Source organism: Halomicronema hongdechloris C2206 (assembly GCF_002075285.3).
Lineage (GTDB): Bacteria > Cyanobacteriota > Cyanobacteriia > Phormidesmidales > Phormidesmidaceae > Halomicronema_B > Halomicronema_B hongdechloris.
On the sequence record NZ_CP021983.2, the window covers coordinates 2386957 to 2412821 of the forward strand.

General features: G+C 54.2%; 26 protein-coding genes and 1 pseudogene. 16 read left to right on the top strand and 11 right to left on the bottom strand.

Features of this window, described 5'->3' with window-relative positions; genetic code table 11:
- The first annotated feature begins 316 nt into the window (after positions 1 to 316).
- The 3 genes from XM38_RS10780 to XM38_RS10790 all read left to right on the top strand — a co-directional run bounded on the left by XM38_RS10780 (position 317) and on the right by XM38_RS10790 (position 3320).
- Entirely contained in the window at positions 317 to 1198 is an 882-nt protein-coding gene (locus XM38_RS10780; RefSeq protein WP_080806539.1) for an MBL fold metallo-hydrolase, read from the top strand.
- A gap of 71 nt (positions 1199 to 1269) precedes the next feature.
- Positions 1270 to 2370, top strand: a complete 1101-nt coding sequence (locus XM38_RS10785) for a bifunctional riboflavin kinase/FAD synthetase (protein WP_088429806.1) — start codon at positions 1270 to 1272, stop codon at positions 2368 to 2370.
- Between the two features lie 38 nt (positions 2371 to 2408).
- Positions 2409 to 3320 carry an AAA family ATPase gene (locus XM38_RS10790; protein WP_080806581.1) on the top strand — a complete coding sequence of 304 codons (912 nt, stop codon included), beginning with the start codon at positions 2409 to 2411 and terminating at the stop codon, positions 3318 to 3320.
- Positions 3321 to 3361: 41 nt separating this feature from the next.
- Here the strand turns inward: XM38_RS10790 and XM38_RS10795 are convergent, their stop codons facing one another.
- Complete coding sequence (locus tag XM38_RS10795; RefSeq protein WP_080806544.1) at positions 3362 to 3580, bottom strand: hypothetical protein; 219 nt, start codon at positions 3578 to 3580, stop codon at positions 3362 to 3364.
- Positions 3577 to 3822 carry a DUF7219 family protein gene (locus tag XM38_RS10800; protein ID WP_080806546.1) on the bottom strand — a complete coding sequence of 82 codons (246 nt, stop codon included), beginning with the start codon at positions 3820 to 3822 and terminating at the stop codon, positions 3577 to 3579. Before XM38_RS10800 ends, XM38_RS10795 begins: the two co-directional genes overlap by 4 nt.
- Before the next feature lie 322 nt (positions 3823 to 4144).
- Here XM38_RS10800 and XM38_RS10805 point away from each other — a divergent pair, with 322 nt between their 5' ends.
- Together XM38_RS10805 and XM38_RS10815 are read left to right on the top strand one after the other, a co-directional pair.
- Positions 4145 to 4798, top strand: a complete 654-nt coding sequence (locus XM38_RS10805; RefSeq protein ID WP_080806548.1) for a Uma2 family endonuclease — start codon at positions 4145 to 4147, stop codon at positions 4796 to 4798.
- 341 nt (positions 4799 to 5139) lie between these two features.
- The gene (locus XM38_RS10815; protein ID WP_080806550.1) at positions 5140 to 5763 is read left to right on the top strand and encodes a chorismate lyase; all 624 of its coding nucleotides are present in this window, start codon (positions 5140 to 5142) and stop codon (positions 5761 to 5763) included.
- Between the two features lies 1 nt (position 5764).
- Here XM38_RS10815 and XM38_RS10820 read toward each other — a convergent pair whose 3' ends face one another.
- The 3 genes from XM38_RS10820 to XM38_RS10830 form a co-directional block, all read right to left on the bottom strand.
- Positions 5765 to 7939 carry a tetratricopeptide repeat protein gene (locus XM38_RS10820; RefSeq protein WP_080806552.1) on the bottom strand — a complete coding sequence of 725 codons (2175 nt, stop codon included), beginning with the start codon at positions 7937 to 7939 and terminating at the stop codon, positions 5765 to 5767.
- Between the two features lie 117 nt (positions 7940 to 8056).
- Positions 8057 to 8404 (bottom strand): DUF4870 domain-containing protein, encoded by a 348-nt coding sequence (locus tag XM38_RS10825; RefSeq protein ID WP_080806553.1) that lies wholly within the window; start codon positions 8402 to 8404, stop codon positions 8057 to 8059.
- A 47-nt stretch (positions 8405 to 8451) separates the two neighbouring features.
- Entirely contained in the window at positions 8452 to 9600 is a 1149-nt protein-coding gene (locus tag XM38_RS10830; RefSeq protein WP_080806555.1) for an HhoA/HhoB/HtrA family serine endopeptidase, read from the bottom strand.
- Positions 9601 to 9891: 291 nt separating this feature from the next.
- Here XM38_RS10830 and XM38_RS10835 point away from each other — a divergent pair, with 291 nt between their 5' ends.
- The 7 genes and pseudogenes from XM38_RS10835 to XM38_RS10865 all read left to right on the top strand — a co-directional run bounded on the left by XM38_RS10835 (position 9892) and on the right by XM38_RS10865 (position 14954).
- Positions 9892 to 10191, top strand: a complete 300-nt coding sequence (locus XM38_RS10835; RefSeq protein ID WP_137455074.1) for a glutaredoxin family protein — start codon at positions 9892 to 9894, stop codon at positions 10189 to 10191.
- 32 nt (positions 10192 to 10223) lie between these two features.
- Entirely contained in the window at positions 10224 to 10625 is a 402-nt protein-coding gene (locus XM38_RS10840) for a metal-sensing transcriptional repressor (RefSeq protein ID WP_088429810.1), read from the top strand.
- A 301-nt stretch (positions 10626 to 10926) separates the two neighbouring features.
- On the top strand, positions 10927 to 11964 hold the full coding sequence (locus tag XM38_RS10845; protein WP_088429812.1) for a DnaJ C-terminal domain-containing protein: 1038 nt from the start codon (positions 10927 to 10929) through the stop codon (positions 11962 to 11964).
- A gap of 283 nt (positions 11965 to 12247) precedes the next feature.
- Positions 12248 to 12520, top strand: a complete 273-nt coding sequence (locus tag XM38_RS10850; RefSeq protein WP_137455075.1) for a hypothetical protein — start codon at positions 12248 to 12250, stop codon at positions 12518 to 12520.
- Positions 12521 to 12939: 419 nt separating this feature from the next.
- Positions 12940 to 13236, top strand: a complete 297-nt coding sequence (locus XM38_RS28905) for a Ycf66 family protein (protein ID WP_080806561.1) — start codon at positions 12940 to 12942, stop codon at positions 13234 to 13236.
- 260 nt (positions 13237 to 13496) lie between these two features.
- Positions 13497 to 13706 (top strand): annotated as a pseudogene (locus XM38_RS10860) (DUF433 domain-containing protein); the annotation flags it as partial.
- Between the two features lie 207 nt (positions 13707 to 13913).
- Positions 13914 to 14954, top strand: coding sequence for a hypothetical protein (locus tag XM38_RS10865; RefSeq protein ID WP_137455076.1), 1041 nt, complete (start codon positions 13914 to 13916; stop codon positions 14952 to 14954).
- A gap of 12 nt (positions 14955 to 14966) precedes the next feature.
- Here the strand turns inward: XM38_RS10865 and XM38_RS10870 are convergent, their stop codons facing one another.
- The 6 genes from XM38_RS10870 to dxr form a co-directional block, all read right to left on the bottom strand.
- On the bottom strand, positions 14967 to 16229 hold the full coding sequence (locus tag XM38_RS10870; RefSeq protein WP_088429817.1) for a hypothetical protein: 1263 nt from the start codon (positions 16227 to 16229) through the stop codon (positions 14967 to 14969).
- A gap of 307 nt (positions 16230 to 16536) precedes the next feature.
- On the bottom strand, positions 16537 to 17319 hold the full coding sequence (locus XM38_RS10875; protein ID WP_080806566.1) for a TIGR03943 family putative permease subunit: 783 nt from the start codon (positions 17317 to 17319) through the stop codon (positions 16537 to 16539).
- 65 nt (positions 17320 to 17384) lie between these two features.
- A complete protein-coding gene (locus XM38_RS10880) occupies positions 17385 to 18386 on the bottom strand; it encodes a permease (protein WP_080806568.1) in 1002 nt (333 codons plus the stop codon).
- Between the two features lie 282 nt (positions 18387 to 18668).
- The gene (locus XM38_RS10885; protein WP_080806570.1) at positions 18669 to 19079 is read right to left on the bottom strand and encodes a hypothetical protein; all 411 of its coding nucleotides are present in this window, start codon (positions 19077 to 19079) and stop codon (positions 18669 to 18671) included.
- 103 nt (positions 19080 to 19182) lie between these two features.
- Positions 19183 to 19389, bottom strand: a complete 207-nt coding sequence (locus XM38_RS10890) for a hypothetical protein (RefSeq protein ID WP_080806572.1) — start codon at positions 19387 to 19389, stop codon at positions 19183 to 19185.
- Positions 19390 to 19428: 39 nt separating this feature from the next.
- A complete protein-coding gene (gene dxr / locus XM38_RS10895; protein ID WP_080806574.1) occupies positions 19429 to 20622 on the bottom strand; it encodes a 1-deoxy-D-xylulose-5-phosphate reductoisomerase in 1194 nt (397 codons plus the stop codon).
- Positions 20623 to 20851: 229 nt separating this feature from the next.
- Here dxr and XM38_RS10900 point away from each other — a divergent pair, with 229 nt between their 5' ends.
- From XM38_RS10900 to XM38_RS10915, 4 genes are all read left to right on the top strand, one after another.
- Positions 20852 to 21112, top strand: coding sequence for a hypothetical protein (locus tag XM38_RS10900; RefSeq protein ID WP_080806582.1), 261 nt, complete (start codon positions 20852 to 20854; stop codon positions 21110 to 21112).
- Positions 21109 to 22050 (top strand): ribokinase, encoded by a 942-nt coding sequence (gene rbsK / locus XM38_RS10905; RefSeq protein WP_080806575.1) that lies wholly within the window; start codon positions 21109 to 21111, stop codon positions 22048 to 22050. Before XM38_RS10900 ends, rbsK begins: the two co-directional genes overlap by 4 nt.
- A 348-nt stretch (positions 22051 to 22398) precedes the next feature.
- A complete protein-coding gene (locus tag XM38_RS10910; RefSeq protein ID WP_080806577.1) occupies positions 22399 to 23631 on the top strand; it encodes a glycosyltransferase family 4 protein in 1233 nt (410 codons plus the stop codon).
- 38 nt (positions 23632 to 23669) lie between these two features.
- The gene (locus XM38_RS10915) at positions 23670 to 25643 is read left to right on the top strand and encodes a glycosyltransferase family 39 protein (RefSeq protein ID WP_080812626.1); all 1974 of its coding nucleotides are present in this window, start codon (positions 23670 to 23672) and stop codon (positions 25641 to 25643) included.
- Positions 25644 to 25865: the final 222 nt, after the last annotated feature.

A 25865-nucleotide genomic window follows, 5' to 3' on the forward strand; every position in this document is an offset into this window, starting at 1 on the left:
AAGAGGCTCCTGTTGTAGGACCTGCTGACATGGGGTGCCTCGTTACTGCCTCCTAGGATGTCACCTGATTTGATAACGAATCATGACATTGACCTAGGCTTTGTAAAGATTGAGCCCGGGGGAATAGGATGGGGCTATGCTTGGACCACGTAACCTCAGGCGATGCTAACCAGATCTTCATTAAGATGAATGTGTACCGCGTTTATCCTCAGGCATAAGCGGTCACATAGGGAGCACGATCGAATCCGATGTGTTTCTGGTTTAGGTACCCATCTCGATGATCCGTACCTCGACTTCATCCGACACAGGATTGCCCATGGCTGACCACGCTAATCAGTTTCTCGTTCGTTTCTGGGGAGTTCGGGGTAGCATTGCTTGCCCTGGGCCCCAGACGGTTCGCTATGGCGGCAATACGTCCTGTGTGGAAATGTTGGTGGCAGGACAGCGGTTGATCTTCGATGGGGGCACCGGGCTGCGGGCCTTGGGACTGGCCTTGTTGCCAGAAATGCCCCTGGAAGCCACCATGTTTTTTACCCACTCCCACTGGGATCATATCCAGGGATTTCCCTTCTTTGTGCCCGCCTTCGTGCCCGGTAATCGATTCGATATCTACGGTGCGATCGCACCCAATGGCTCCACCATTGAACAGCGGCTCAACGATCAGATGCTGCACCCCAACTTTCCAGTGCCGCTACAGGTCATGGGGGCCGATCTCAAGTTCCGCGACATCGACATCGGCGAGATAGTTCGCCTGGGCGACATCACCGTAGAAAACTCCCTGCTGAATCATCCCGGTGAAGCCATCGGCTATCGGGTCACCTGGAATCACCATAGTGTTGCCTACATCACTGATACCGAGCATTTCCCCGACCGCCTCGACGAAAACGTCCTGTGGTTAGCCCGCGATGCCGACATTGCCATCTACGATGCTACCTACACCGACGAAGAATACAACCATCCCAAAACCAGTAAAGTGGGCTGGGGGCATTCCACTTGGCAAGAAGCCGTGAAAGTGGCCAAGGAAGCCAACGTCAAAACCCTGGTGATTTTCCACCATGACCCTATCCATGACGATGCCTTCATGGATAACACCGTCGCTAATACCGACAAAGCCTTTCCCAATAGCATTGTGGCCAAGGAAGGCATGGTTTTAAATGCCCTTGACCCCGACGCTAGACTGGTCTGCAATCCGGCCTAAGCTGGCGAAGGATAGCAACCACTCCCTAACCTTTTTCCGGGAGAGCACGAAAATGTGTCAAAATGTAAAGCGTGTGGTTAACGTCTTCTCTCTCCACGGCTAAGACCCCAACCCTGATTGCGTTGGGGAACTTTGATGGTGTGCATCGGGGCCACCAGCAGGTGATCCAACCGGTCTTGGAGCAGCGCCAGCGGCTGGCCACATCGCCACTGTCCCGTCAAGGCATGGATGCGGGTAGCGGTAGCTCCTCCCTCGGCCTGTCTGTACAGGGTTATAGCGATCGCCAGGGGCTTCTCTTCCCATCACCAACAGCCCTCGTCCCTAGCCAGCCTGCCGAGCTAGACACCACTGCCACCAGCCAATCCTTGGCTACCGTCCTAACTTTCTATCCCCATCCTCAAGAATTCTTCTCCGGCTTGCCCCGGTCCCTGCTGACGCCGTTAGATGAAAAGGCCCTACAGCTGCAAAGCCTGGGGATCGAGCAACTAGTGCTCTTGCCCTTCAACCAAGAGTTGGCCCAGCTCAGTCCCCAATCCTTCGTAGATGATATTTTGATCCATCGGCTGCAGGCTCAACACATCAGTGTGGGGGAAGACTTTCGCTTCGGGCATCAACGGCGAGGAGATGTGGACTATCTCCAGCGCCTGGCCCGCCACCATGGCATCGCAGTCACCGTCGTGCCTCTGGAGCGCAGGGGTCAGGGGCGCATCAGCAGCTCCCGCATTCGCCAGGCCCTGGAGTCAGGGCAGCTCGACGAAGCCGAACATCTGTTGGGACGCCCTTATCAGCTCAGCGGTCGAGTGGTCTATGGTCAGCGCCTGGGCCATCAACTGGGGTTTCCCACCGCCAATTTACACCTATCTCCAGATAAGTTTGTGCCCCGCTGTGGCGTCTACAGCGTCCAAGTCTATGGAGCACAGGATGATTTAGAGACGGGGTGGCCAGGGGTGATGAACATCGGTTATCGCCCCACGGTGAATGGGGTCAGCCGTACCATTGAGGTACATTTGTTAAAGTGGCAAGGCGACCTCTACAACCGCACCCTCACCGTCTACCTCAACAGTTTCATCCGGCCAGAGCACAAATTTGAGTCCTTAGATCATCTCAAAGCCCAGATTCAGGCCGACTGTGAAGCGGCCACAGCAGCTCTCATGGTAGGCAATTGTCCCTGAATCAGGTCATGATATGCCTATCTGAAGAGAGTCAGGGCATGCGCGAGCGAATCGATCAGTTACTCCAAAATCTTGATAAGACCATCGTGGGCAAGCAACGGGCCATCCGGTTGGTCTTGGTGGCCTTATTTTCAGGGGGCCATGCTCTCCTAGAAGACGTCCCTGGGGTGGGCAAAACCCTATTGGCCAAGTCATTGGCTCGTTGCATCGACGGCAAGTTCCAACGACTGCAATGCACCCCCGATCTACTGCCCACAGATATCACCGGCACCAATATCTGGAACCCCAGCAGCGGCGAGTTTCAGTTCATGGCTGGCCCCGTCTTTGCCAACGTGCTGCTGGCCGATGAAATTAACCGGGCCACTCCCCGCACCCAGTCGGCATTACTGGAGGTGATGGAAGAACAGCAGGTGACCATCGATGGCATCTCCAGACCGGTGCAAGAGCCCTTCTTCGTGATTGCCACTCAGAACCCGGTGGAGTATCAGGGGACTTTTCCGCTGCCAGAGGCCCAGATGGACCGATTCACCCTGTCTTTTAGCCTGGGGTATCCGTCCCATACGGAGGAGTTAGAAATGCTGCAACGACTGCAGCATATGATTGCCCCAGAGGCCTTGACGCCCTGCATTACTCCGGAGGAGGTGCAGGTTCTGCAGCGCCAGTGTACTCAAGTGCGGATTGAAACCTCTCTGCAACAGTATCTGCTAGAACTGGTGCGCCTGACCCGTACCCATGAGCAGGTGACGCTGGGCGTTAGCCCTCGGGGCAGCGTGGCCTTCTACCGAGCGGTACAAGCCTTGGCGTTCTTAGAGGACCGGGACTATGCTTTGCCAGATGATATTAAATTCTTGGCGCCCTACGTCCTAGCCCATCGCCTGATCCCTAGCGGTGGTCATCAGGGAGGTCAGATTGTGGCGGACCTACTCTCGACCATCGCCGTACCGAGGTGATGGCGTGCCTTGTGATCATCTGGTTGGGCAGTGGATACCCATCAGCATTCAACTTCGTCTAGACGGAAGCTATAGATGGCTTGATACCCCAGTTCATCGACATAAATCTCAGAACCGTCTGAATTGCAGAGATATACCAGCACTTCAGGGTCAGACTCTGTAGCAATAATGCCGGCTACTTTGCCGAAGTAGAAGGTCTCAGGACTGGTGATTGTGGGGCGAAAGGGTTGCTTCAGGCGAACCAAATCGCCGACCTTCATTGACTATCTCCAAAGCCAGAAATTTGCAATTGCACCTTACTATGCTTGAGTTCGTTCCAGAGGTGGTCGATGCGCTCAAAGGCTTCATCTAATGTCAGCTTGCCATTGGTATTCAGATTGCTGATGTAGCTTACTTGCTGCGCAAATTCTTGCAGATTGGCATTAAAGACCAACTGCTCTGGCTTCACCGGGCCACGATAGGGGGCATGGGGATATAGGAAGTTGTGCATTGAGTGATCCATCGGTGATGCCTCCATCGAGCTCAGAAGTATGCCAGCTTATCGAGAAGCAATCGCAGTCTGATCCCCAGCTTAACGCTGACTTTCTGATCTGTTAATCTTCTCTTAACTAAAGGCAAGCTGTCGGGCTGGCTCAGGTACGAGTCCCGCAGCCTCGAGGTGGGTCAGGCCTTGGGTGCGATCGCACCCCATTTCTAAGTCCCGCACCAGCCAGATTACTGTGATTCCGAGGAGCCAATAGCACCAGCAGGTGCAGCGACTAGGGTTTGCCTTAAGCCTTGTGACCTTATACTTTAGATCCATCTCTTTGATCAGAGGTGCTTGGATGGCAGTTGCAGCTCCAGAACCCACGTCTGATATTCAGCCCATCGGTGAGCAACGGGTCCTGCTGCGCGGCTTGTCCTGGGAGGACTATTTGCAGATTCTAGATGCGCTGCCCCAGTCCCGCGGGTCTCGTTTGACCTTCGATGATGGCATTTTGCAGATCACTGTACCGCTAGAAGATCATGAGTTTGTGGGGCGGTTGATTGAACGGTTCATTCTAACGCTGGTGGAACTCATGGACCTGCGGCTGAAAACGATGGGGTCTACCACCATGAACTTTCCCCACCTGAGCAAAGGGGCAGAACCAGATAACGCTTACTACATTCAAAATCAACCGTTGGTGAAGGGGCGAAATGTGGACCTGAGCCGAGATCCACCCCCAGACCTAGTGGTCGAAGTCGATATCACCCACACGGATGTTGCCAAGAACCAGTTCTACGCCAGTTTGGAGATTCCAGAGTTTTGGCGATTCAACGGTAAAGTCTGGCGGATCTATCGGCTCCAGGAAGGGGTTTATGTCGAGGTGGACGCAAGCCCAACTTTTCCTGAGGTACCGAAGGGCTGGTTATATCGATTTCTGGAGCAGGCTAGGGAGGATGAAATCAAGGCGGTGCAAGCTTTGAGAGGTTGGTGGCACCAGGACAGGGCTGACTAACCCTCAGGAAGGAGATATCCCTCCCAGTGCCGCGATCGCAAAAATGATGGTCCTGCGTGAACGTTGTTTTCGAAGATTTAAAGCTGTAGCCAGTCAGGTTAGGACATGCCAGATCAGTGAATTCTTTGCGTAGCAAGCCTTCTGCCTTCTGCCTTCTGCCTTCTGCCTTCTGCCTTCTGCCTTCTGCCTTCTGCCTTCTGCCTTCTGCCTTCTGCCTTCTGCCTTCTGCCTTCTGCCTTCTGCCTTCTGCCTTTCGCCATAACTGTGGCATCTGAATCGTACAAATACTGATCCCGAGCCGTGGTTTATCATGGGATTAAGGATGAACTTTTGTAAAAACTTTGACTTCGGCTTTTCAGTCTGAGGAGAACACTACCCTATCCCAAGCCTGGCATTCTCTGTCCCCCCTCTGGCAGGGCGGAGAACCTGTTGTACAGCGCGGGCTGCCCCATGATCAGCTGTCTCCGGCCTGGCAGATGTTACTACTCGGCGATGGCTCCCCTACTCGGCACCTCCATCTGCTGACCCGGGAACGCACCGAGGTCGATGTGATTGATATGTCGTTGATCGGCATGGATCTGGACAATGCCCCTGACATCATTCGGGTGGTGCCAGGGCCGCGGTTGCGACGGCAAGTTTGGCTGCGGACAGCTTCGGGACAGCGGTTGGCCTATGCGGCCTCTTGGTGGGAAGCCAGCCATGTGGATGAGTACTTGCAGAATCGTTCCCTACCCATCTGGGCTAATTTGACCCGGCTGCGCACCGAATTATATCGAGATATTCAAGGGATATACTATGGCCACTCTACAGCCCTAGCGCGAGCGTTTGGCGAATCGGGGCCATTTTGGGGACGCCATTATCTGTTTTGGCACCATGGCACGCCGCTGACCCTGATCTATGAGGTGTTTTCTCCGTATCTGACTCGATATTTGGGGTCAACCCGAGGCGCTTCTGAATCGGCGTAGCCTAGGCGCAGGAAGAGGTGATGTGACGGGCCTGACGCAGGTAGGCTAGGGTATGCTTCAGAGCCTGACGGGTAGTGTCATCGCCTTGTTGCGCCAGCCAATAGTTAGCCTGTTCTAGATCGGCGATGGCTTGGTCATACTGCCCTTGGCGTTGGTAGATAGCACCGCGATAGCAGTAGGGCCAGGGGTTGTCTGTCGCTAAGGCGATGGCAGTGCTGAAATCGGGCAGCGCTGCTGCCAGGTCATCTAGCTTTTGCAGGGCACTGCCCCGGTAAAAGTAGGCCAGGGCAGTATCGGGAGCTTGGTCTATGGCGACGGTAAAGTCGTCTATGGCGGTGGTGTATTGCCCCTGTTCCAGCCGTAGCCAGCCTCGGTTACAACGGCTAGTGACGAGGGTGGGATGGTGGCGTAGGGCCTGGTTAAAGTCGGCCATAGCAGCCTGGGGCTGGCCCTGTTCCCAGTGGGCCACACCTCGATCGTTGTAGGCAATGGCATCTCCCGGCATCAGTTGCAGGACTTGGCTGAGATCTGCGATCGCACCGGCCACATCCCGCAGGTCATAACGGGTGGTGCCCCGGTTGAAGTAAGCAGTGGCATCCTGGGGGTCGATGGTGGGGGTTTCGAATCGCTGAATCAGCCGATCAATTACCACTGGATCGCTGGTGCGTAGCTTCAGGTCGACCGTGGCCACGGCAGTGCTCTGGGTCTGCAAAGGCTGTAGCCCCAGGATGGCAAAGGTGCGATCGCAGACCAGAAAACCTTCTTGGGTGCCCAACACCTTAAACTTAAACCGTTCAGGATAGGCTTGTTTCAACGGCAGCAAACGATTCAGTACCGTTTTCAGCAATTTCAGTCGCCCCGACTCAATGCCCCAGCGCTGACTAATACTGCGCAATAAATATCCCTGTTGGCGGTCCCTGGGATGGCACCAGCCAATCTCTAAGGTGCAAGCGCGATTGAGCACATGTTGAAACCGCTGCACCAAAGACTCATCCACATCCTCAGCCCGAGACCAGGGACAGATGACCAATAACCGTTGCTGGGTCTGGCTCAGGGCCTGTTCCAAAACCCGGCGGCCAGCCATCGTTGAGGTCAGCTCCTCAGCCGCGGTGGCAAATTCCACAATCCAGGGAGAGCCGCCATGGCCTGTCGGATCGATACCTCCTAGAGATTGCTGCAACTGTCGCTCCACGGCAACCATATTCAGCTCGGTGAGATCAAGCCGGTTAGATAACTGGGCTACTTGAGGCCATTGGCTTTCTAAGCTGTCGAGCCGCTGCTGTAGCGCCGTTAACTCAGCCGCAGTGGTATTTTTTACCTGCTCCGCCACCATAGTCGACTCAGGCACGGCTGTTGGGGCAACCTGTAGCCAATCCAAACGCTGCCGCAGCCCTTCATACTGCCTGGCTAACTCCTCCAAGCGCTTAAACAGATCGGCCGCCTGTCGTCGTGGCACCCGATCCGCCACAGCCCGGGTCAACTCCTGCAACTCTTGCCGCATCATCGGAGCGTCTGGTGTCTGGGGGATCTGCCGCATCTGCCGTTCTAGATGTTGTACCGCCTCCCGTAGCTGCGTCAGCGTGGTGCGGGTTTCCCTACCCAGAGTGTCCCAATTCACCCCCATTCGCATCGCCTCTGTCTTCAACTGAGCAATGTCAGCCTCGGCGGCCTCCATACGAGTAGTGGTGGCAAAGCGCTGTATCTGATGGTTGAGGGTATTGACCGACGAACAGAGGTAGGTGTACTGATCCTGCAACTGGCCCATGTCTTGGTACAGTTGGCTCAGATCAGGCTCCTTCAGGGTGTCTAAATGCTCATAGAGATGCAGACGCAGAGACTCTAAATCTCGACACAGTCGCACGAAGTTGCGATCGCTGCGCTCCCGGATCGAGCGTTGAAACTGAGTCAGTGACTCCGCCGTAGGCAGCGCCCATAGCTGCCCCTGCAGGTTTTGCCACTGGCCGATTTGCTCCTGCTTCAGGGCCGTCAATGCCTCCTCTGTCTGCTCCGCATGGTGCTGGAAGCGGCGACGATTAAAGAGCCCGACAGCCACCAATAGGGTCAGCGGAGCCGAGGCATAAAAGACATTTTGCAGGGCCACCGACGTGATTGCCCCGGCCCCTGAGCCTAGCAGCAAGACATACTCTGTAAAATCAAGCCAGCTCCGCTGTTTCACCGTTTTTGATCCCTGATGTAGACGGGATGGCCATGACCGTCAACAGGTGCAGAGCATCCCTGGTCACTTCAGATTTCAAGCCAGATCACGTCCCATCAGGATAATTCGTCCCGGCGACTACAGCACTCGAAAGATCAAGGGGTAGCGATAAACATTGTCCGGGTCTCGCAAGCTGGAAATAATTGCCCAGACCGGCAACCCAATCTGAGCTAAGAACAACGCCCCCAACAGCAGATATCCCACTAAAATCCAGGTCAAGATGCCAAAAATAATGCCATAGACCCAGACATTGAGATGAAAGTTAAGGGCTTCTCGAGCGTTGTCCTTGACGACGGGATCCTCAGAGATAAACCAAATGGCAATCGGAATCCCTGCCGTCAGCACCAAGGCACTGAAGAAAATCGACCCATGGCTCAAGGCATTCAACAACTTACGCTTATCGCTATCGTAGGTTTGGCTTTGCATAATCAGATTCGTCCATGACAACTATAGCCCCCCAGGACTCCTAAAGATTAGTCCTGCAGTTCGGCCGTGCGCACGGTAAAGCGCTGACTCTGCTGACCCCGACGGACACCCACCTGTAGCGCCTGTCCCACACGGCTATTTTCTACCCGCTGCTGCAATTCATCGGCCGCAGTTACCGGTTCACCATCAACCTCGACAATCACATCCCCTCGCCGCAAACCGGCGGTCGCTGCCGGGGTATTGGCCATGACCTGAACGATAAGCACCCCATTGACCTCAGGCAGCATGAACCCAGCATTGGGATCGGCATTACTGCGCCTAGCCAGATCCGGTGTCAAGGTGGCAATTTGTACCCCTAGGTAGGGATGGGCAATGGTTTCCCCTTGGGCTAAGCGTTGCGAAATCTCCTTAGCCTTATTGATAGGGATGGCGAAGCCGATGCCCATGGCATCTGCCCGAATAGCCGTGTTGATACCCATCACCTCACCGGCTTGGTTCAGGAGTGGTCCGCCAGAATTGCCTGGGTTAATGGCCGCATCGGTCTGGATAAACTCCAATCGCTTGCCCGGAATTCCCACCGACGCACTGGAGCGCTTCAGGGTGCTAACAATGCCCAAGGTAACGGTGTTATCAAGGCCCAGAGGATTCCCGACAGCAATGGCCCAATCTCCCACCTCTACCTGGTCGGAATCCCCCAGAGGAGCTACTGGCAGCGGATCTTGGCCGGCGTCAATTCGGACCACGGCCAAGTCTGTTAACTCGTCGGTGCCTTCCACGGTGCCCTCGAAGCGGCGACCATCCTTCAGGGTCACGGTGACTCGATCTGCCCCATTCACCACATGGGCATTGGTTAAGACATTACCCTCGTCATCAATGATGAACCCAGATCCCTGACCCCGTAGTCGTTCTTCTTGGGGCATGCGCGGGAAGGCATCCGGTCCGAAAAATCCCCGAAAGAAGGGGTCATCAAAGAGGGGATCCGGCACATCACGGGTAATGGTTTTCTCGGTATCGATGCGGACCACCGCTGGTCCAACCCGGCGAATGGCAGTAGCCACAAAACTTTCGTCCGCCGTGGTGGCAGCGGCTTGGGCCGGGGCAGTAGGCATCCAAACCAGGCTACCCAGCAGGAGCGCCCCCAGCGCCACCAAGAGCCACCGCTTTAGGATGTTAAGGGAAAAATAGGGCAAAGCCATAGGTGTCGTCCTCATGCCAGTGGAGGTGAGAATAGGGCAGTTAGCGGGGTGCTCCTATCGGCGTTACCCTGCTAGTCGTAACCTGCTATTCGTAATTGATTGTGTCACGATTTATAAGGCTGCTGCAGCGGGATTGCCAGTCTCCTGTGGCGTGTTTCCCGAACACAGTTCATCGCTCACTGTCCTATGACCATGTCCCTTAAATTACCAGCATGGCTGGTCCCTATCGCCGTTGTTGCTGGTCTAGCCGGCAGCTGTCAACGCCAATCTGGTCCTCAGGGTGAGGCTATCATGTCGTTTGAATCCCGGCTAGCCCAACACCTGCAGGTAGAAGGAGACGTCATGTACGGAGCCTACTGGTGCCCCCACTGCGCCGATCAAAAAGAAATGTTTGATCAGGCTAGCGACCAAATTCCCTACGTAGAATGCGACTCAAAAGGAGAGAATGCTCAGCCCCAACTCTGCCAGCAAAAGGGAGTTCAGGGCTATCCCACTTGGGAGATTAATGGAGAGCTTTATCCAGGGGTACGGTCTCTCGATGAAATCGCGGAATTATCAGGGTTTGTGGCCGATCCCTCCCGGTCACAGTAAGGTGTCATTATCAGTGTCGTCCCATCCAATTCATGGTTAATCAGCAGCCTACGTCTTCTGGTCCCAGCGGGTCAGTATCCCAGGGGCACAATCACAGCCATAGCGAGGCATTACCGCTAACTCCACTCCCTAGTCAGCACAGCGAGCGGCATATCCATCCCCACGTTCACGATCCCGAGTCCTTGCGGCGCATCATTAATCGTCTAGCCCGGATCGAAGGCCATATTCGTGGGATCAAAACGATGGTGCAGGAGAGTCGCCCCTGCCCTGATGTGCTGGTGCAAATTGCCGCCGTACGGGGAGCCTTGGATCGGGTAGCCCGGGTGATTTTGGATGAGCACCTGAGTGAATGTATTGGCCGGGCGGCTGCCGAAGGCAACATCGAGGACGAGATTGAGGAACTTAAGGCCGCCCTGGACCGCTTCTTGCCTTAGTGGCTCCTGGACGCCGTAGGACATTGGGTCTCGATCAGAATCGTCAATCGAACCTTAGGGCCGGTTTTGACCAGCCCTAACAGGCAGAGAACCGAACCTGATCAGTCCCAGAGGTTTGGTACATTAAAGCCGTATATTCCTGTAAGCACGGTTTGGGATAGCAACTACCCATTGTTGCTGCTATCGCCCCAGCTCAAATCAGTTCTCAAGTTCAGCGTCAGAGCCGACAGCTTTTCTTGGGCATACTGCTCGTCTGGACTAACACACGGTTTAACACTGCGAATCTCACGGGAGGAAATCCATGGCTGCTACTGACTTCAAAGATTATTACGCCATTTTAGGGGTCAGTAAGTCTGCCAGTGTCGATGAGATTAAGCGAGCTTTTCGGAAGTTAGCTCGGCAACATCATCCGGACGTTAACCCTGGCGACAAATCTGCTGAGGCCAAGTTTAAGGAGATCAGTGAGGCCTACGAAGTGCTCTCTGACCCCGAGAAGCGTAAGAAATACGATCAATTTGGCCAATACTGGCAGCAGGCGAGCCGGGGTGGCTATGCCGGTTCCACGGCTGACGTAGGTGGCTTTGACTTCAGCGCCTATGGCAGCTTCGATGAATTTATCAACGAACTGTTGGGCCGCTTCAGTACAGGCGGTTTCAGTACGGGTGGTTTCAGTACTAGCGGTTTCAGCACGGGTGGCCCTACCGGTGGGCGTTCTTATGGCTATCGAACCTATGCTGGGGGAGCACCTGGGGGCTTCGGCACCAGTGGATTTGGGGTCGGCAACGGCACCGCCTCTGCCCCCTCAACGGATCAGGAGGCTCAGATTACCCTCAGCCTCAGTGAAGCGTTTAAGGGCACCCGCAAGCGCTTGCGTATTGGCAACGAAGAAGTAGACGTGCGTATTCCGCCTGGTGCCAAGCCAGGGAGCAAAATTCGTCTGCGGGGTAAGGGACCGCTGAATCCTTACAGTCAGCGACGGGGGGATGTATATCTCATCGTTGAGACCCTGCCTCACCATGTCTTTAGCTTTGAGGGAGACAATCTGGTATGTCAGGTGCCGATCACGCCTGACGAAGCTGTATTGGGAGGCAAGATCGAGGTACCCACTCCTGATGGTCCGGTGACAATGAATTTGCCAGCAGGGGTGCGTTCTGGCCAGTCATTGCGGTTGCGGGGCAAGGGATGGCCGAAGCCTAAGGGAGGTCGTGGCGACCAACTGATACGGGTTGTGATTACGCCTCCCAAGGCCCCGAGTAGCCAAGAGCGCCAGCTCTATGAGCAGATTCGGACCCAGCGGAGTGAGAATCCTCGGCAAGCCCTGCAAAGTGTGCGGCTGTAGACCAGCTATATTCCAGCCATATTTTTGATGGGCCCCCTTACGTTACCCGGGGAAGCACGATACTATGGGATATCGAAGTGCCTAGGGCACGAGCCGGGCTGAAAAGCTTCGATCACGGGTTGGAGTGGCTGTTCTCTAGGTTAACCACGTTAAGGTTAACTGGGGCAGTTAGCAGCTGGCCTGACAAAGTTTACTAATTACTCAAATAGGACGACCTGCTTGCATACCGCCAAGTAGGCTGTTTTTACGGCTACGACGTTGTGTTGACTCGGCATTGGTGGCCATGGCACGAGCCTGTCTATCTCTGTTTCCTGCAGTCGGACGGTGGTCTGGGTTAGTCGCTCTCCTAGGGGCGATGATTCGGCTGCAAGCCGTGATTATTGAGGATTTTGAATACTATGCCGTCTATGAGTCTAATTACTTAGACTTGCTCTGGAGCTTTATTACCTTCAAGCCAGTGGAATATGGCTGTGAGATAGCTCTGGCCATGTTGGTAGGGTTGTGGCAGATGTTGGTTCATGCCTGCCGCAGTGATCCCTCAGCGGTATCAAGCTAGTATCTGTAGCGATGTCTATTGCTACAACCCTCTCTCCAGAGAACCTAGACGCCATCATGGCGGCCATCGATGTCATTTACCAAAACTACCTTCCTTGATGGGATTAACAGTGGCTGAACAGCGCAAGCTGTTCAAACTCTGGATGTGGTCGATAAGCACCGTGACCTAGTACCGGGCTGCCTAGATGTGGACGCCGCCCATTCGGTCTGCCACTCACAACTCTATCGATAAGCGATTGAGATTGCTTGAGCCGTATACAGTGTTCGCGAAGCGTCTCCAGCGGAGAAAAGTTGTACGTACGGTTCTGAGGGGAGGGAGGGGGATGTTACCCGACGGCTTCAGTTCATGGTGAAAATGGTTCTCTAAAGAGGATCTCCAGAGCTTAGATATCTAGAAGTGTAATTTGGAGTTGGTGCAGTATGGTGGGTTGGACTAACTTGAGTAGTATTCTTGGGTTACTGCAAGCACTGGGTTCTCTAGGATATTTTGCAGTGTCCATTGCTCAGATAACTACTGCTTTGAGGTCACGACGGTTGACTGAACCGGTTCTCCGCATCCTTCAATTGATTTTTGCACCTCTAATTTTGCTTCTATCTGGAGGCATTCTCTTTTTTAACGGATGGAGACTAGACCCTATTTTACAGTTCCAGCAACTATTGCTGAGTATCCTGATTGGTTACCTCATTCTCCTAGACTTGCAGGGCAATCGCATCTAGTTTTTAGAGAATATTAGTAGTGTCTATGCCTATCGTTTAGATGCCAAGTACAGCGTAAACCAATGATTTGACCAGAATACAATGTAAATCTTTTATTCAGTAGAGAATAAAACCGTAGCTTGAAGTGCCTGTATACCGAGCAGATCACGGCTCATGAATCTTGTCAATTAATGTTAAGCTGCGATGCCCATGCCTAGACTTGAAGAGATTAAAACGGACTACTCAGCAATAGGATAAAACTTATTTTGAAGTGGAATTGCATGTCAGACTTACTCACAAGAATTACTATCAATCCTAAACAATGTGGTGGTCATCTCTGCATTCGAGGCATGAGAAGTAGGGTGTCAGATGTACTGGACTTATTTGCGGCTGGACTAAATGCTGAACAAATCCTAGAAGAAATGCCTGATTTGGAGGCAGATGACTTAAAAGCAGCACTTCTATATGCCTCACGTAAGCTTAATCACCCAGGATATCAACTTAAGGCGGGAAATCAAGATATTGGTACGGCGTATCAATCAGCACGCTATCGAAAAGAGATAAAAGGGGGCACTGGCTCAATGGTTTAGGGGGCTGGCAAACGGTGATGCGCTGGCAGGTAAGCGGTTTTGCTAACGCCAGGGAAGGGACAGTCTGGGATAATACTCCATGGCTGGCTTTTATCTGGAGAGGGGTCCATGAAACGCTCTTTAATTCCTATGGTGACGGCGCTGTTGATTTTGCCGGGCTGGTGTCTGCCAGCTGGGGCCCAGCGGGTGACTAATGTTAGCCCTGAAGTGGATAGCCAGGGGATCTCCCCTGAGACCTCGATTTCGGGACAGTTTACTCCCAGCGATGGAGTGACGGTGCAGCCGGGAACCGTGACGCTGATGGTCCATGGGGAAGATGTGACTGACCGCAGCACGATCACCCAGAATTTCTTTACCTACCGGCCCAGTCAAGCCTTACCCAGAGGTCCGGTCCAGGTGCAAATCGAGTTTCTAGGCAGCGATGGGGTGCGTCGAGTCGCTGCCTGGCAGTTTACGGTGCAGTCCCCTAGCACTGTTCTCGAGATTCAATCCTTGAGCCACAATGCTGCCGCACCTCTGGGACCCAACGATGTCTTTCGGGCGACCCTAAATGGTCCGTCAGGGGGAGAGGCCACTATTCTATTGATTGAAAATGGCCAGACGGTGAGAACCTTGGCGACAGAGGAAGTTTCCCCAGGGGTCTATGTGGCCAATTTGGCAGTGCCGGCCAATGTGTCGGTAGCGGAAGGGATTGTGGTGGGCCGATTGCGACACCAAGGGCAGACGGCCTATGCGATCGCATCAGAGCCCGCTAGCTTCACCCAGACAGCCACTGATACAGGCTCTGAGCCAGTAGTCGAGACCCCTGACACCGATCCAGCGACGACAGCAGTGGTGCCCCTGGCTCCAGAATTTACCAGTCACGCCAGCGGCGATACCGTCAGTGGCAACCGCTTTACCCTAGAGGGACGTACCCGCCCGGGAGCCACCGTCGATATCACCGTCACCGGCAGCAACTCCCTATTTGGCCTAGTCAACGTGGGCCAAACTCTGTTAGACCAACAGGTCACCGCCGACGACGAGGGGCGATTTCGAGTGGAGGTGCCAGTGGGCCTGCTCAATGCCGGCGGGACCCGCTATCTGGTGACGGCCATGGCCCGTCTGAATGGAGAGCAGGCCAGCAGTGAATTGACCCTGACCCACGAGTAACAGACATGGCCACTAGGGCAGCCATTTAGCCAGTCGTCCCGACACCTGCAGAGATTCTGGTGCCAGCTGCACCACCTGAGCCTGCAGTTGCTCTTGGCGATTATTGAATAAGGGTAACAGCCAGATCTGCCCCGCCTCCGTCCGCTCTGGAGCAACGGTGGTAGATTTGGCGGTGGCAGGCAGGGCTAGATCGACGAGGAGGGCCAACCCATCGGGGGAGAGGCTCATATGAATGTCGGGCTGGGGGGCAAAGGTGAGTAAATCGGTAGCCTCTCCCGAGTCCAACTGAATGGCTGCCAGAAACGGTTGTTCGACGTATTGCTCACCGGGGATGACCTGGGTCGCTAAACAATAGAGCAAGCGATTGGTGGGATCAAACTGGGCTGCTAGGACAGAGCCAGTGACCTGTAGCAGCTCCGTTTCATCGCCCTGGTTGGTGACCAAGAATAGGGATTCGGTGAACCGCTGCTCGGGATCATCCTGGTTGAAGTTGACCATGGCCGCCCTGGTGCCATCGCTGGTCAGATCAAAGACCTGACCATACTGGGGTAAAAAGTCGAGGGGTTGATCGTCGCTGGCCTCATCCAGGGGAATCACCGCCGTGCCCTGGCCCTGCAAGAGCAGTAGGGATTGGTTGTCGGGGCCAATCAGGAAATCACCCCCCGGATCGGTGTCCAGAGGCCGGGGCGGCTCTCCGGCCGCCACCACCCAAGGACCAAAATCGGCGGGATTATTGCGATTCACCCGCTGCACCACAATGGTTTGGCCGTCGGCTGAGAGATCGAACTTGAGGTTTTGATACTGGTCACTGTCGAGCACCAGGGTATATTCCCCGGCCGCAGCAGCGGTCTGCCGTCGGGGCCAGAGACGGAAACTTTGGGCCGTCCCTAACTCTTCGGGAGAGTTAGGGGTCAGACCAGTGCTGACACTGTAAAGGCGGGGGGCCAACTCGCCTGCGCCGTAGGTGGCTCGGTCGGTGGCAGACACCAGGATGCGATCGCCCTCGGGGTAGGGTTCAAAGTCTAGAATCACCCAATCCTTAGGGGTGAGTAGGGTATGGCTCTGCTGAGTCAGGTCTACCAGCACCAAACGGTCCGCCTCGTCCCCCTCACTGCCGATATAGGCAAAGGCCCGGTGACGGCTGGCGAAGTCGGCCTGGAAGGGAAGAAATCGCCCCGGCTGATCACGTTGGGCCGAGAAGCGGTCCTGGGCGTTGGACAATTGGATTGAAAAGCGTTCACCGTAGGGGCGGGGTAGCTTCAGGGTATAGGCCATGCGTCGCCCGGCCCAGCTAAAATTTCCCAGGCAGGGCAGGGGTGATGGTCAGATTGGGCCCTCCACACTGCTGCTGGGTCCATGGGGCGACTAAAGGTGATCACAAAGGCCTGATGGTCGGCGCCGACTTGTCGGTCTTGCCAGGAAAAGGCACGCACCTTGGCGGCCGCATGATCGCCCCAGCCAGACCTATCCCTGCGGCCACTATTGTGAGGCCGAGCAATAGGCTGATGGCCCAGCGATCTAGGGGCTGCAGGGCTCTCCAACGGCGAGGCAAAAACCGATGCGATCGCATAGTCACAGCGCACTAATACTCATAGGGATTAGCCGGTTCCTCCACGGGCCGCAAGCGGTCGGGGGCAACCACCAGTTGTCGTTGGCCATCTAGAGTCTCGGTAGTCATCTGTCCTGTCACCCGCAGCCAGGTATCGGCAGCTGGAAGCGCCTGCCCCGTTGGTAGCCGCACCGCCAACCCCACCGGATAGGCATCGGCAGCACAGCAGGTGAGGACAAACCGGGCGATCATCAGATGGGAATCAGGCCACTCGGGTGGGTGAATGACAAACCCGATCACATCCACCGCTTGACCACCATAGGCATCCGGCTCCGGATAGACATTCAGGGTCCGGACCCAATCGATAATGGTGCGCTCTTCCGGTGCCGCCTGGCGCACGAAGGCTTGGGGCCGCGAAGAACGAGTCATAGACAGGGTATCGGTCAGCCCCCGCTGCAGAGCTGTATCACTAGTAAAGGGACGGGGGCTGTAAATTAACCCGGCCACCGCCACCGCCAGCAAGATGCCCCGACTCCAGCGGTGGGGCATGAGGGTAATGTGCTGGGCCAATGCCGGACGGCGGCTGGGGGGTTGCAACATCTGAGTCAACAACCGCCAGCCCTGTAAGCCTGCCAGCCCCAACAGTACCACGGCAGCACTGTGGGATAGCCACTGGTAGTCAGGGTGTAACAGGACGGCCAGTTCCCCTGTCAGCCAATACTTCAGCAGCAGGCTCCCCCAAGCCAGCAACACCAACAGGTCCGAGAATTCAAACCAGGGCAAGGGACCTCCCTGGAAGCGGCGACTAGTCATCATTCCTCAGGAACGCAACGGGCCAAATTGGGCCACCTCTGGACTGGGATGCCATGGATACCCTCCAGTTACAGCACATAGAGATTAATCAGCAAGGTGATCACGAAGGTCAGCAACCCTGCCAGACCAAACAAATAGATGATGGCCCGGCTACGGAACAGGGTCAGCAGCAGACTGATGTTCTTCAGGTCAATCATGGGGCCAAACACTAAGAAGGCTAGCAGGGAGCCACTGGTGAAGGTGGCCGCAAAGGAGAGGGCAAAGAAGGAGTCGACCGTAGAGCAAATGGAAACCACCCAGGCCAAAAGCATCATGGCCAGAATCGAAGTGATCGGGCCTTGCCCTAGTCCCAAGACCATGTCTCGCGGCAGCGCCACCTGGACAGTGGCGGCAATGGCGCTGCCGATGACCAGCACCGCCCCCAGTTCTCGGAATTCCTGCAACATGGTGTCGACCATCAGCGGCCACTTCTGCCGCCGGGAACGGGGCCGGGCCGGGGCAGTCATCACCGCCGCCGGATTGTCCATCTGCAAGAGTTGACCGGATCCCTGCATCAGATAGGTGCCGGAGCGCAGCAGGGGAGAAGGACTTGCTTCCGTGGCCGAGGCGGCGGGGACTACCTTGGCCAACGAGGGCTGCAAAAAGGGACGTAGATCGCGCTGGGCACTGAAGACGGCTCCGATTAGGGTGGCGATGGTCAGGGTCAGCACCAGCCGTAGCACCACCATTTCGGGTTGGTCTCGAAAGGCGACCCAGGTGGCCCAGATGACGATGGGGTTGACGGTGGGGGCCGCCAATAAGAAACCAATGGCCACGGCCGGCGGGGCTCCTTGCAGGATCAGCCGGCGGGCTACCGGCACATTGCCACATTCACAGACGGGAAAGAGGAAGCCCACCAAGCTGCCGGATAGAGCCGCCAAGATTGGGTGCCGAGGCAAAGCCGCCACTAACTGTTTTTCATCGACAAACAATAACAGCAGGCTAGAGAACGCCACCCCCAGCAACAGGAAGGGCATGGCCTCCACTAGCAGACTGAGGAAGAGTGTCGTGCCGTTATGGAGTTGAGTCATCAGGAGGCTGGCATCCCCAAGTGAGAGCGTTGGCCAGATAGCTGGACCAGATCCCTAAGGCTAGGAACTGTGCTGGTGCACAACCGCTGCCAAGGTGGCGACGGTCGCTATCTCGCATGGATTCTGGCATGCCATTCTAACGGATAATTGTGGTCAGGCCGATCCCGGCTGCTAAATTCCATCCTGGCGGGGAGTCCTGGGGCTAACCCAGGTGCCGGCCACTGTTCTCGCCAGGCCTGCCCCGATTTCCTGGGCAGACTCCAGATCAGCCTGGAGCAGAGGTTAATGCACCTTGCTGTCCCGGACTAGGGCGACACCATGAATGGGGCACTGGGGGATGGCTTCGGTCTGGGAGCGGCGGTACCAGGCATGATGACAATTGGCCACGGGACAGCGGTAGCGCGGGCTGGTGACGGCGTGGGAGCTAGATGGCAGAGGTTGATAGGTGCGGACAGCCTCTAGGCTGGCCTCGGGATCATAGCCGTGCTCTAGGTAAAATATCACCCAGACTCGCAGGGGGTCGTGAGATGCGATCGCAGCCCAGAGCTCCCGGCCATTGCCGGTGTTGGTGGCCGCTTGGGCCAGGGCCACCAACTGAGTGTCCAGGGCTTGCGCCGTAGGAGCCTCTAGCAACTGGGGCAGATAGGGGCGCAGAGCTTGGACGGCTTTGAGCAACTGCTCAAGGGAATACATTGCGGTCTCCAGACAGCAAGGGGACTCTTTCAGCATGGTAGCTGAGTCGACACCAGCGGAGCTTAGGTTGAAAAACTATTACGTCTGCTAGCACCAGCCTACCTCAACGGTAAGACGACTCAGCCCCCGGCAACCAGGTCTGAATCTGCTCCATGATCACCTCGGGACCAATGCCGAAGAACAACTGCAGGGCTAACAGAATCAAGGCGACCATCACCGCCGTTTTCAAGGTGGCCTTGACCACCTTGAGTAACCAGGTGAAGACCAGAAAAGACAGGATGATAGAGCCAATGACGACAACAATTTCCACGGTAGTCCTCGGGGGGCAACACGGCAGGGAGAGCAACCATCACGCTAAGGACACATAGGTCGAGGCGGTCAAAGACTGACTGGCCACCACCACTTGCTCGCGGGCCCAACTATCGGCCCAGAGAATATCCTCCAATCTGGGTTGGCAGCGCAGATCGGCGCGATGGCGCTCACAGATCTGCTCAATCAGACGGGGGATATCGAGAAACTGCACCTGTTCCTCGATAAATAGGGAGACGGCCTGTTCATTGGCGGCATTGAGCACAGCGGTCATGGTCCCTCCGACTCGGCCAGCGGCGTAGGCCAACTCCATACAGGGATATTTAGCGTGGTCAGGCTCCCGAAAGGTGAGACTACCAGCCTTGACTAGATCCAGGGGCTCCCAGTCGGTATAGAGTCGCTCTGGCCAAGAGAGGGCGTAAAGTAAAGGCAGGCGCATATCTGGCCATCCCAGTTGGGCCAGCATGGATGTATCCTGTACTTCAATCAGGGAATGGATGATGCTTTGGGGATGGATGACAATGTCGATATGGTCATAGTCGAGGCCAAACAGGTAGTGGGCTTCGATTACTTCTAAGCCCTTGTTCATCAGGGTGGCAGAGTCGATGGTGATCTTGCGGCCCATGGACCAGTTGGGATGCTTCAGGGCGTCGGCTACAGTCACCTGGGGCAATCTCTCGACGGGCCAGTCCCGGAAAGCCCCACCGGATGCCGTGAGTAGAATTCGCCGTAGCCCTCCTTCTGGCACCCCTTGCAGACATTGGAAAATGGCAGAGTGTTCTGAATCGGCGGGCAGTAATTTCACCCCGTGGCGTTCCACCAGAGGCAGGACCACTGGACCAGCGGCAATCAGGGTTTCCTTATTGGCCAGGGCAATGTCTTTGCCAGCCTCGATGGCAGCCAGGGTCGGCAAGAGGCCAGCGCAGCCAACAATGCCAGTGACTACGGCTTCGGCGTCGCCGTAGCGGGCCACTTCCACCACCCCCGCTTCCCCAGCAACCACGATGGGTTGAGGATCCACATCGGCAATGGCAGCCTTGAGGGCGGCTGTCTGGGTCTGGTCACAAATAGCCACAATCTGGGGATGAAACTGCCGCACTTGCTGGGCTAGGAGATCTACATTGCGTCCCGCGGCGATGCCTACCAGCCGAAACGCCTCAGGGTGCTGCTGCAGGATATCCAGGGTCTGAGTACCGATGGAGCCAGTGGAGCCAAGTAGGGTGATCGCTTTCACGGGGAGCCTCAGAAGTTGCGTTATGTTCAACTATAGAATCTCATGGTAAGGGGATGGAAGTTGGCGATGGCGAACGACCCTGATTCCAGTTCTCGCAGGTTCTGTCCTCTGGCTCCTGGCGCCTGAATGCTGCTGCCTGAGTAAGTCATCCCGTCCCAGCTTCAGTGAGTACCACTGCGATGGCCCTCTGGGCCGGGTCTTGAACTATCGCACCTCTGCTTCTATGGTCATGGACGCCTTTTCTCCGATTCCGCCCCTCTGGACCGAATCAGCCATCCACGCAGTGGAGTTCACTTGTCCTAGCTGTGGTGCTGGCAGCAGCCAGGCCCAGGCCGTTTGGATTAATCGCCGCTCTCCTGTATATACCGAGGGGCACCGCCATAAGTGGCAGGAGTTCTATCGCTGTGAATGTGAGACAGTCTGGTGGGCTTGGAGCAGTGATCGCCCTGTCCCAGATGATCTGCAGCCAGAGGAGTCAGACTCTCCGTGATTCATGTGTTTGGCAGTATCAATCTAGATCTAGTAATCCAGGCCCCTCGCCTGCCTCGCCCGGGAGAAACTGTGCTAGGCACGCGGTTTGACCAAATTCCAGGGGGCAAAGGAGCCAACCAGGCCGTAGCAGCGGCGCGGGCCGGGGCATCCGTGCGCATGGTAGGGCGGGTTGGTAATGATAGCTTTGGCCAGAACCTGCTGGACAATTTGCAGGCTGCCGGCGTCTCGACCCAGGCGGTGCAAATTGATGCCAATACCTCATCCGGAGTGGCCATGATTTCGGTGGCAGCCGATGGCAGCAATCAGATCCTGGTGGTCCCGGGGGCCAATGGCCAGGTCAACCAGTCCGATGTAGCGCGATTACTGGATCCTCTGCAGCCGGGAGACTGGTTACTGCTGCAGTTTGAGCTGCCTCTGGCGGTGGTGATGGCGGCAGCTAAACAGGCCCGAGCTGCCCAGGTGCAGGTGATGGTGGATCCGGCCCCCGCCCCTGAGAACCTACCAGATTGGTTTTTCGCTGCGGTTGATATCCTCACCCCCAATCACCTCGAGGCCTCCCAACTAGTAGGGTTTGAGGTGTGCGATGGCCCCCAGGGGCCGGTCTTCGACCATCGCACCAGTGCCACCGCCGCTGTCCGCGCCCTGCAGCAGCGGGGAGTGCCCACGGTAATCCTGACCCTAGGCGAGCAAGGGGCCATAGTGGCCACGGCTGATGAGGTCTTCCATGTCCCCGCCTTTTCTGTACCCGTGGTCGATACTGTCGCCGCCGGAGATGCCTTCAATGGGGCCCTAGCGGTGGCCTTGAGCCAGGGCAAATCCCTGCGGACGGCGGTGCAGTGGGCCAGTGCCGCTGCTGCCCTCTCGGTAGGACAGGCTGGGGCCCAACCCTCGCTGCCGACGTGCGATCGCATCGAAGCCTTTCTACAAGCCCATTAATTGGCGACCTTTGCCCAAAGCTGGATGGCCAAAATTATAACTGCCGACAGCAGGGTTTACTGAATTCACAAGAAGCATTCGGCAACATAGAAGCTACTGTAAAGCCGTAAAGTCCAGTGATTGGCCTAATGGCCTAAATGATACGATTCAAGCAATTAACTTCAATGCATTCAAAAAATCCTTAATAAAGATGGCACTAACGCCGGGTTATACAGTAGGCTGCCAGCACCTATTTTAGTCATTATGAAATCAATAGATGGATCGACGGTCGATGGATCATTAATCCATTTAAAGACTAGTGGCACAGCGAAAAGCGGTCATTCCAATTCCGCCTCTACCCAGACAACTATGCTCTTCGACCTCTCAATCAGAGGTCATCATCCAGCCTATATCCGACATTTAATTACCTATTGGAGGCAGCACCAACCCCGTCAATCTCTCGCCATTGTAGTGTCACCAAGATTTTTAGATGAGCACTCTGATGTTGTTGAACTAGTAGAAAGAGAAGAGAAGACTAAGATTCAATTCCATGCCATCACAGCTGAGGAAGCTGCACATCTAGGCAAAAGAAAATCATTTCGGCAAAGATTGCTTAGATCATTTCGAGAATGGGATCTACTACTAAAATATATCAAAAAGCTAAACGCCAGTTATTGCATAACCTTGTATTTTGATACATGTATGTTACCAGCAGCCCTGGGAAAACATCCAGCCTGTGAGCTCGCCGGCATTTATTTTAGACCCACATTTCATTACGCAGATCTAAACCAAGAGCATCAAGCCTCGATAGCAGATAAACTTCAAAAAATTCGAGAAAAGGTGATTTTAAAGCTCCTCGACAAAAAGCCAAATATTGCTAAGATTTTATGCTTGGATAAATTCGCAGTTGCAGATTTAAATAAAACATTCAAACAGACTCACGCCATGGCCCTGCCAGATCCAGTTGAGATCCACTCGGGCTCGCCTGAATTCACGAATCAGCGAATTCAAGACATGAAGGCGGCTCTCGGTATTGACAACCACAGAAAGACATTTTTATTATTTGGCTCTCTGACTCATCGTAAGGGAATTCCCCAGGTATTGACTGCGCTTCAGCAATTGCCTGAAGACCTGGCCAAAAAACTGTGTATAGCCCTAGTAGGCGAATCGAACCAGGCTGAGTCAATAAACTCCAATATTGAAATAATCTGTCAACAAAAGCCTGTTCAGATCGTTCGGTACTACGATTTTGTACCTGAAGCAGATGTGCCAATTTATTTTGCCCTGGCAGATGTTGTTTTGGCTCCCTATCAAAAGCACGTGGGCATGAGTGGCATCTTGCTACTAGCGGCAGCGGCGGGTAAACCAGTACTGAGTAGCGATTATGGTCTCATGGGTGAATTAGTACGTCGCTATCAGCTAGGACTGACGATAGACAGTAGTCAACCCGAGCACATTGCTGATGCCTTGACTCAATATCTCAGTCAACCAAGCACCACCTTCTGTAATTCAGAAAAAATGCAGGAGTTTGTCCTAGAAAACTCAGCCGACAAGTTTGCCCAGGTTGTCTTCCAAGACGTGATTGTTCGAGATAAAATTTAATATTTTATCTATAACCGTTCTTCCTAGAGTATCCAGATATGCTTGCTGCCCTGCCTATTATCGCCTTTATTCTATTATTTTTGATTACGCAAGCTCGCCGGGCTAATTGGCGCGAGTCATTCCTAGTATCCGCCTTAGCTTGGGGGGTGCTTATCACCTTAAGCACCGAGATTCTCAGTCTATTCCAATGGTTGGATTTGCCAGGAGTATTGACAACTTGGCTAGCCATTGATGTAAGCTTAGCCATCCTTCTACAGCGACAACTCACATCAGGGAAAAGTCCTCAGTTACTGCCCCCTATCAAGTCCTGGCAACTGAGCCAATTCCAAGTGTCACTCCTGGCAGGAGTCGCTGTCATCGTCGTTTTAACAGGCACTATCGCCCTGCTGGCACCGCCGAATAACTTCGATTCGATGACTTACCACCTCGGTCGGGTTGTTCATTGGATCCAGAATCGTAGCGTTGATCATTATCCCACCCATATTATTCGGCAGTTGTATCCAGGACCTTGGTCTGGATATGCGATCGCACAGTTGCAAATTCTCAGTAATGGCGATCATTTAGCTAACTTAGTACAATGGTTTAGCCTGGTGGGCAGCATCATTGCTACCTCCTTAATCGCTAAGCAGCTGGGAGCCAATAGCCGCGGACAAACCTTCGCGGCAGTATTTTGTGCCACAGTTCCCATGGGGATTTTACAGAGTTCCAGTACTCAAAATGATTTGATCGCGGCCTTTTGGCTACTCTGCCTCAGCTACTTTAGCCTGCAAATCATTCAAGAAAAATTTGGTCATTTCAGAGGAATTTTAGTCGGACTAGGCTTAGGATTGGCGATTCTGACCAAGGGCACAGCCTATCTATATGCATTCCCCGTCTGTTTATGGTTATTCTTTGCTGCAGTTAAACGCCTCAAGGTCAGGCTTATCCTTCCATTTTTGACGATGGGAATCATTACCCTGTCTCTCAACATTAGCCATTTCATTCGTAACATCCAGATATTTGGTTCCTTCTTAGGAGATTCAGGACAGGATTTAGAGGCCCATGGTATTAATATCTTCTTGTCAAATATCATCAGAAACCTGGCCCTACACTTAAGCACCCCTGTCCGCTCAATCAACTTGCTCATCATTCGCGCGGTAGAAATTTTACATGTGCCGCTAGGGATTAGCCCCGATGACCCCAGAATTACTTCTCCTGTTGGACAGTCTTTTGATGTCCATAGCCTCATCAACCACGAGGATCTTGCCGGCAATACACTTCATTTATTGATATTTTTAATCCTAACGATTTGGTTCTTTAAAAAATATTCGAATTTCAAAAGCAGACAGCGCTTCTTCTTAGCCGCGTACTGGTTGACCGTTATCAGTGGTTTTTTGTTATTCTGCCTCTTGATTATCTGGTCACCCTGGAGAAGCCGATTGCATTTGCCGATATTTATTGCTGCGGCTCCATTTATGGGAGTCATCCTATCACAGCTAGTTCCTCCTAGGCTAGCCAAAGCTACCATCGCTTTTGTACTGATTGCCTCTAGCCTATGGATCTTCTTTAATGAGACTCGCCCTCTAATAGCAAATAGTCAGTCAATCGAAAGTAAGGCAATTCAAAATATCTTCAACCAGTCACGGGTAGAGCAATACTTTATCAGTGAACAAAAATATAAGTCTGCTTACTTAGACGCTGCTGAGTTTATTGAATCTAGCCAGTGCTCTGACATTGGCCTGATGCTGAGTGGAAATACTTGGGAATATCCCCTCTGGGTGCTGACCAATAATCACGCTCGTCCTAACCTAAGGATTGAACACGTAGGCGTTGAGAATGAATCTGCATTGAAAGTGTCAGCGCCTGACCGTGCTAACTTTTCTCCTTGTATGATTATTGCCAATGAAGTAGAGGCTGCCAGGACAGAGCAAATTAATTTAGCTGGGCATATTTATCAGCGAACTCCAGAGCCAGAATCCATTAGCATATTCATGGAGACCGATTATATCAGTTCAGGTCAGTCAGAGTCTTAGCCTATGGCAGATTGTAGACTTAGCAAGTAAGCCCTACGGCCATGGTAAACAGCCCCTAAGATTAACTGCAGTTTACACGATAAATACTTAAGTCACATTAGGGTGATTATTTAGGATAATTTATTTAGGATAATGGAAAACCCCCGCATTGCTTGGCTACTAACATCAGCATTTTATTATTGGCATCCCTTGCTAGAACAACTCAGTCAGCGGTTCCCAAAT

Bases quoted from the DNA above. Each gene is read 5' to 3' on its own strand.
- XM38_RS10780 (WP_080806539.1), top strand. From the start codon at position 317: ATGGCTGACCACGCTAATCAGTTTCTCGTTCGTTTCTGGGGAGTTCGG.
- XM38_RS10790 (WP_080806581.1), top strand. From the start codon at position 2,409: ATGCGCGAGCGAATCGATCAGTTACTCCAAAATCTTGATAAGACCATC.
- XM38_RS10795 (WP_080806544.1), bottom strand. From the start codon at position 3,580: ATGAAGGTCGGCGATTTGGTTCGCCTGAAGCAACCCTTTCGCCCCACA.
- XM38_RS10800 (WP_080806546.1), bottom strand. From the start codon at position 3,822: ATGGATCACTCAATGCACAACTTCCTATATCCCCATGCCCCCTATCGT.
- XM38_RS10805 (WP_080806548.1), top strand. From the start codon at position 4,145: ATGGCAGTTGCAGCTCCAGAACCCACGTCTGATATTCAGCCCATCGGT.
- XM38_RS10825 (WP_080806553.1), bottom strand. From the start codon at position 8,404: ATGCAAAGCCAAACCTACGATAGCGATAAGCGTAAGTTGTTGAATGCC.
- XM38_RS10830 (WP_080806555.1), bottom strand. From the start codon at position 9,600: ATGGCTTTGCCCTATTTTTCCCTTAACATCCTAAAGCGGTGGCTCTTG.
- XM38_RS10835 (WP_137455074.1), top strand. From the start codon at position 9,892: ATGTCGTTTGAATCCCGGCTAGCCCAACACCTGCAGGTAGAAGGAGAC.
- XM38_RS10840 (WP_088429810.1), top strand. From the start codon at position 10,224: ATGGTTAATCAGCAGCCTACGTCTTCTGGTCCCAGCGGGTCAGTATCC.
- XM38_RS10845 (WP_088429812.1), top strand. From the start codon at position 10,927: ATGGCTGCTACTGACTTCAAAGATTATTACGCCATTTTAGGGGTCAGT.
- XM38_RS10850 (WP_137455075.1), top strand. From the start codon at position 12,248: ATGGCACGAGCCTGTCTATCTCTGTTTCCTGCAGTCGGACGGTGGTCT.
- XM38_RS28905 (WP_080806561.1), top strand. From the start codon at position 12,940: ATGGTGGGTTGGACTAACTTGAGTAGTATTCTTGGGTTACTGCAAGCA.
- XM38_RS10865 (WP_137455076.1), top strand. From the start codon at position 13,914: ATGAAACGCTCTTTAATTCCTATGGTGACGGCGCTGTTGATTTTGCCG.
- XM38_RS10870 (WP_088429817.1), bottom strand. From the start codon at position 16,229: ATGGCCTATACCCTGAAGCTACCCCGCCCCTACGGTGAACGCTTTTCA.
- XM38_RS10875 (WP_080806566.1), bottom strand. From the start codon at position 17,319: ATGATGACTAGTCGCCGCTTCCAGGGAGGTCCCTTGCCCTGGTTTGAA.
- XM38_RS10880 (WP_080806568.1), bottom strand. From the start codon at position 18,386: ATGACTCAACTCCATAACGGCACGACACTCTTCCTCAGTCTGCTAGTG.
- XM38_RS10885 (WP_080806570.1), bottom strand. From the start codon at position 19,079: ATGTATTCCCTTGAGCAGTTGCTCAAAGCCGTCCAAGCTCTGCGCCCC.
- XM38_RS10900 (WP_080806582.1), top strand. From the start codon at position 20,852: ATGGACGCCTTTTCTCCGATTCCGCCCCTCTGGACCGAATCAGCCATC.
- XM38_RS10910 (WP_080806577.1), top strand. From the start codon at position 22,399: ATGCTCTTCGACCTCTCAATCAGAGGTCATCATCCAGCCTATATCCGA.
- XM38_RS10915 (WP_080812626.1), top strand. From the start codon at position 23,670: ATGCTTGCTGCCCTGCCTATTATCGCCTTTATTCTATTATTTTTGATT.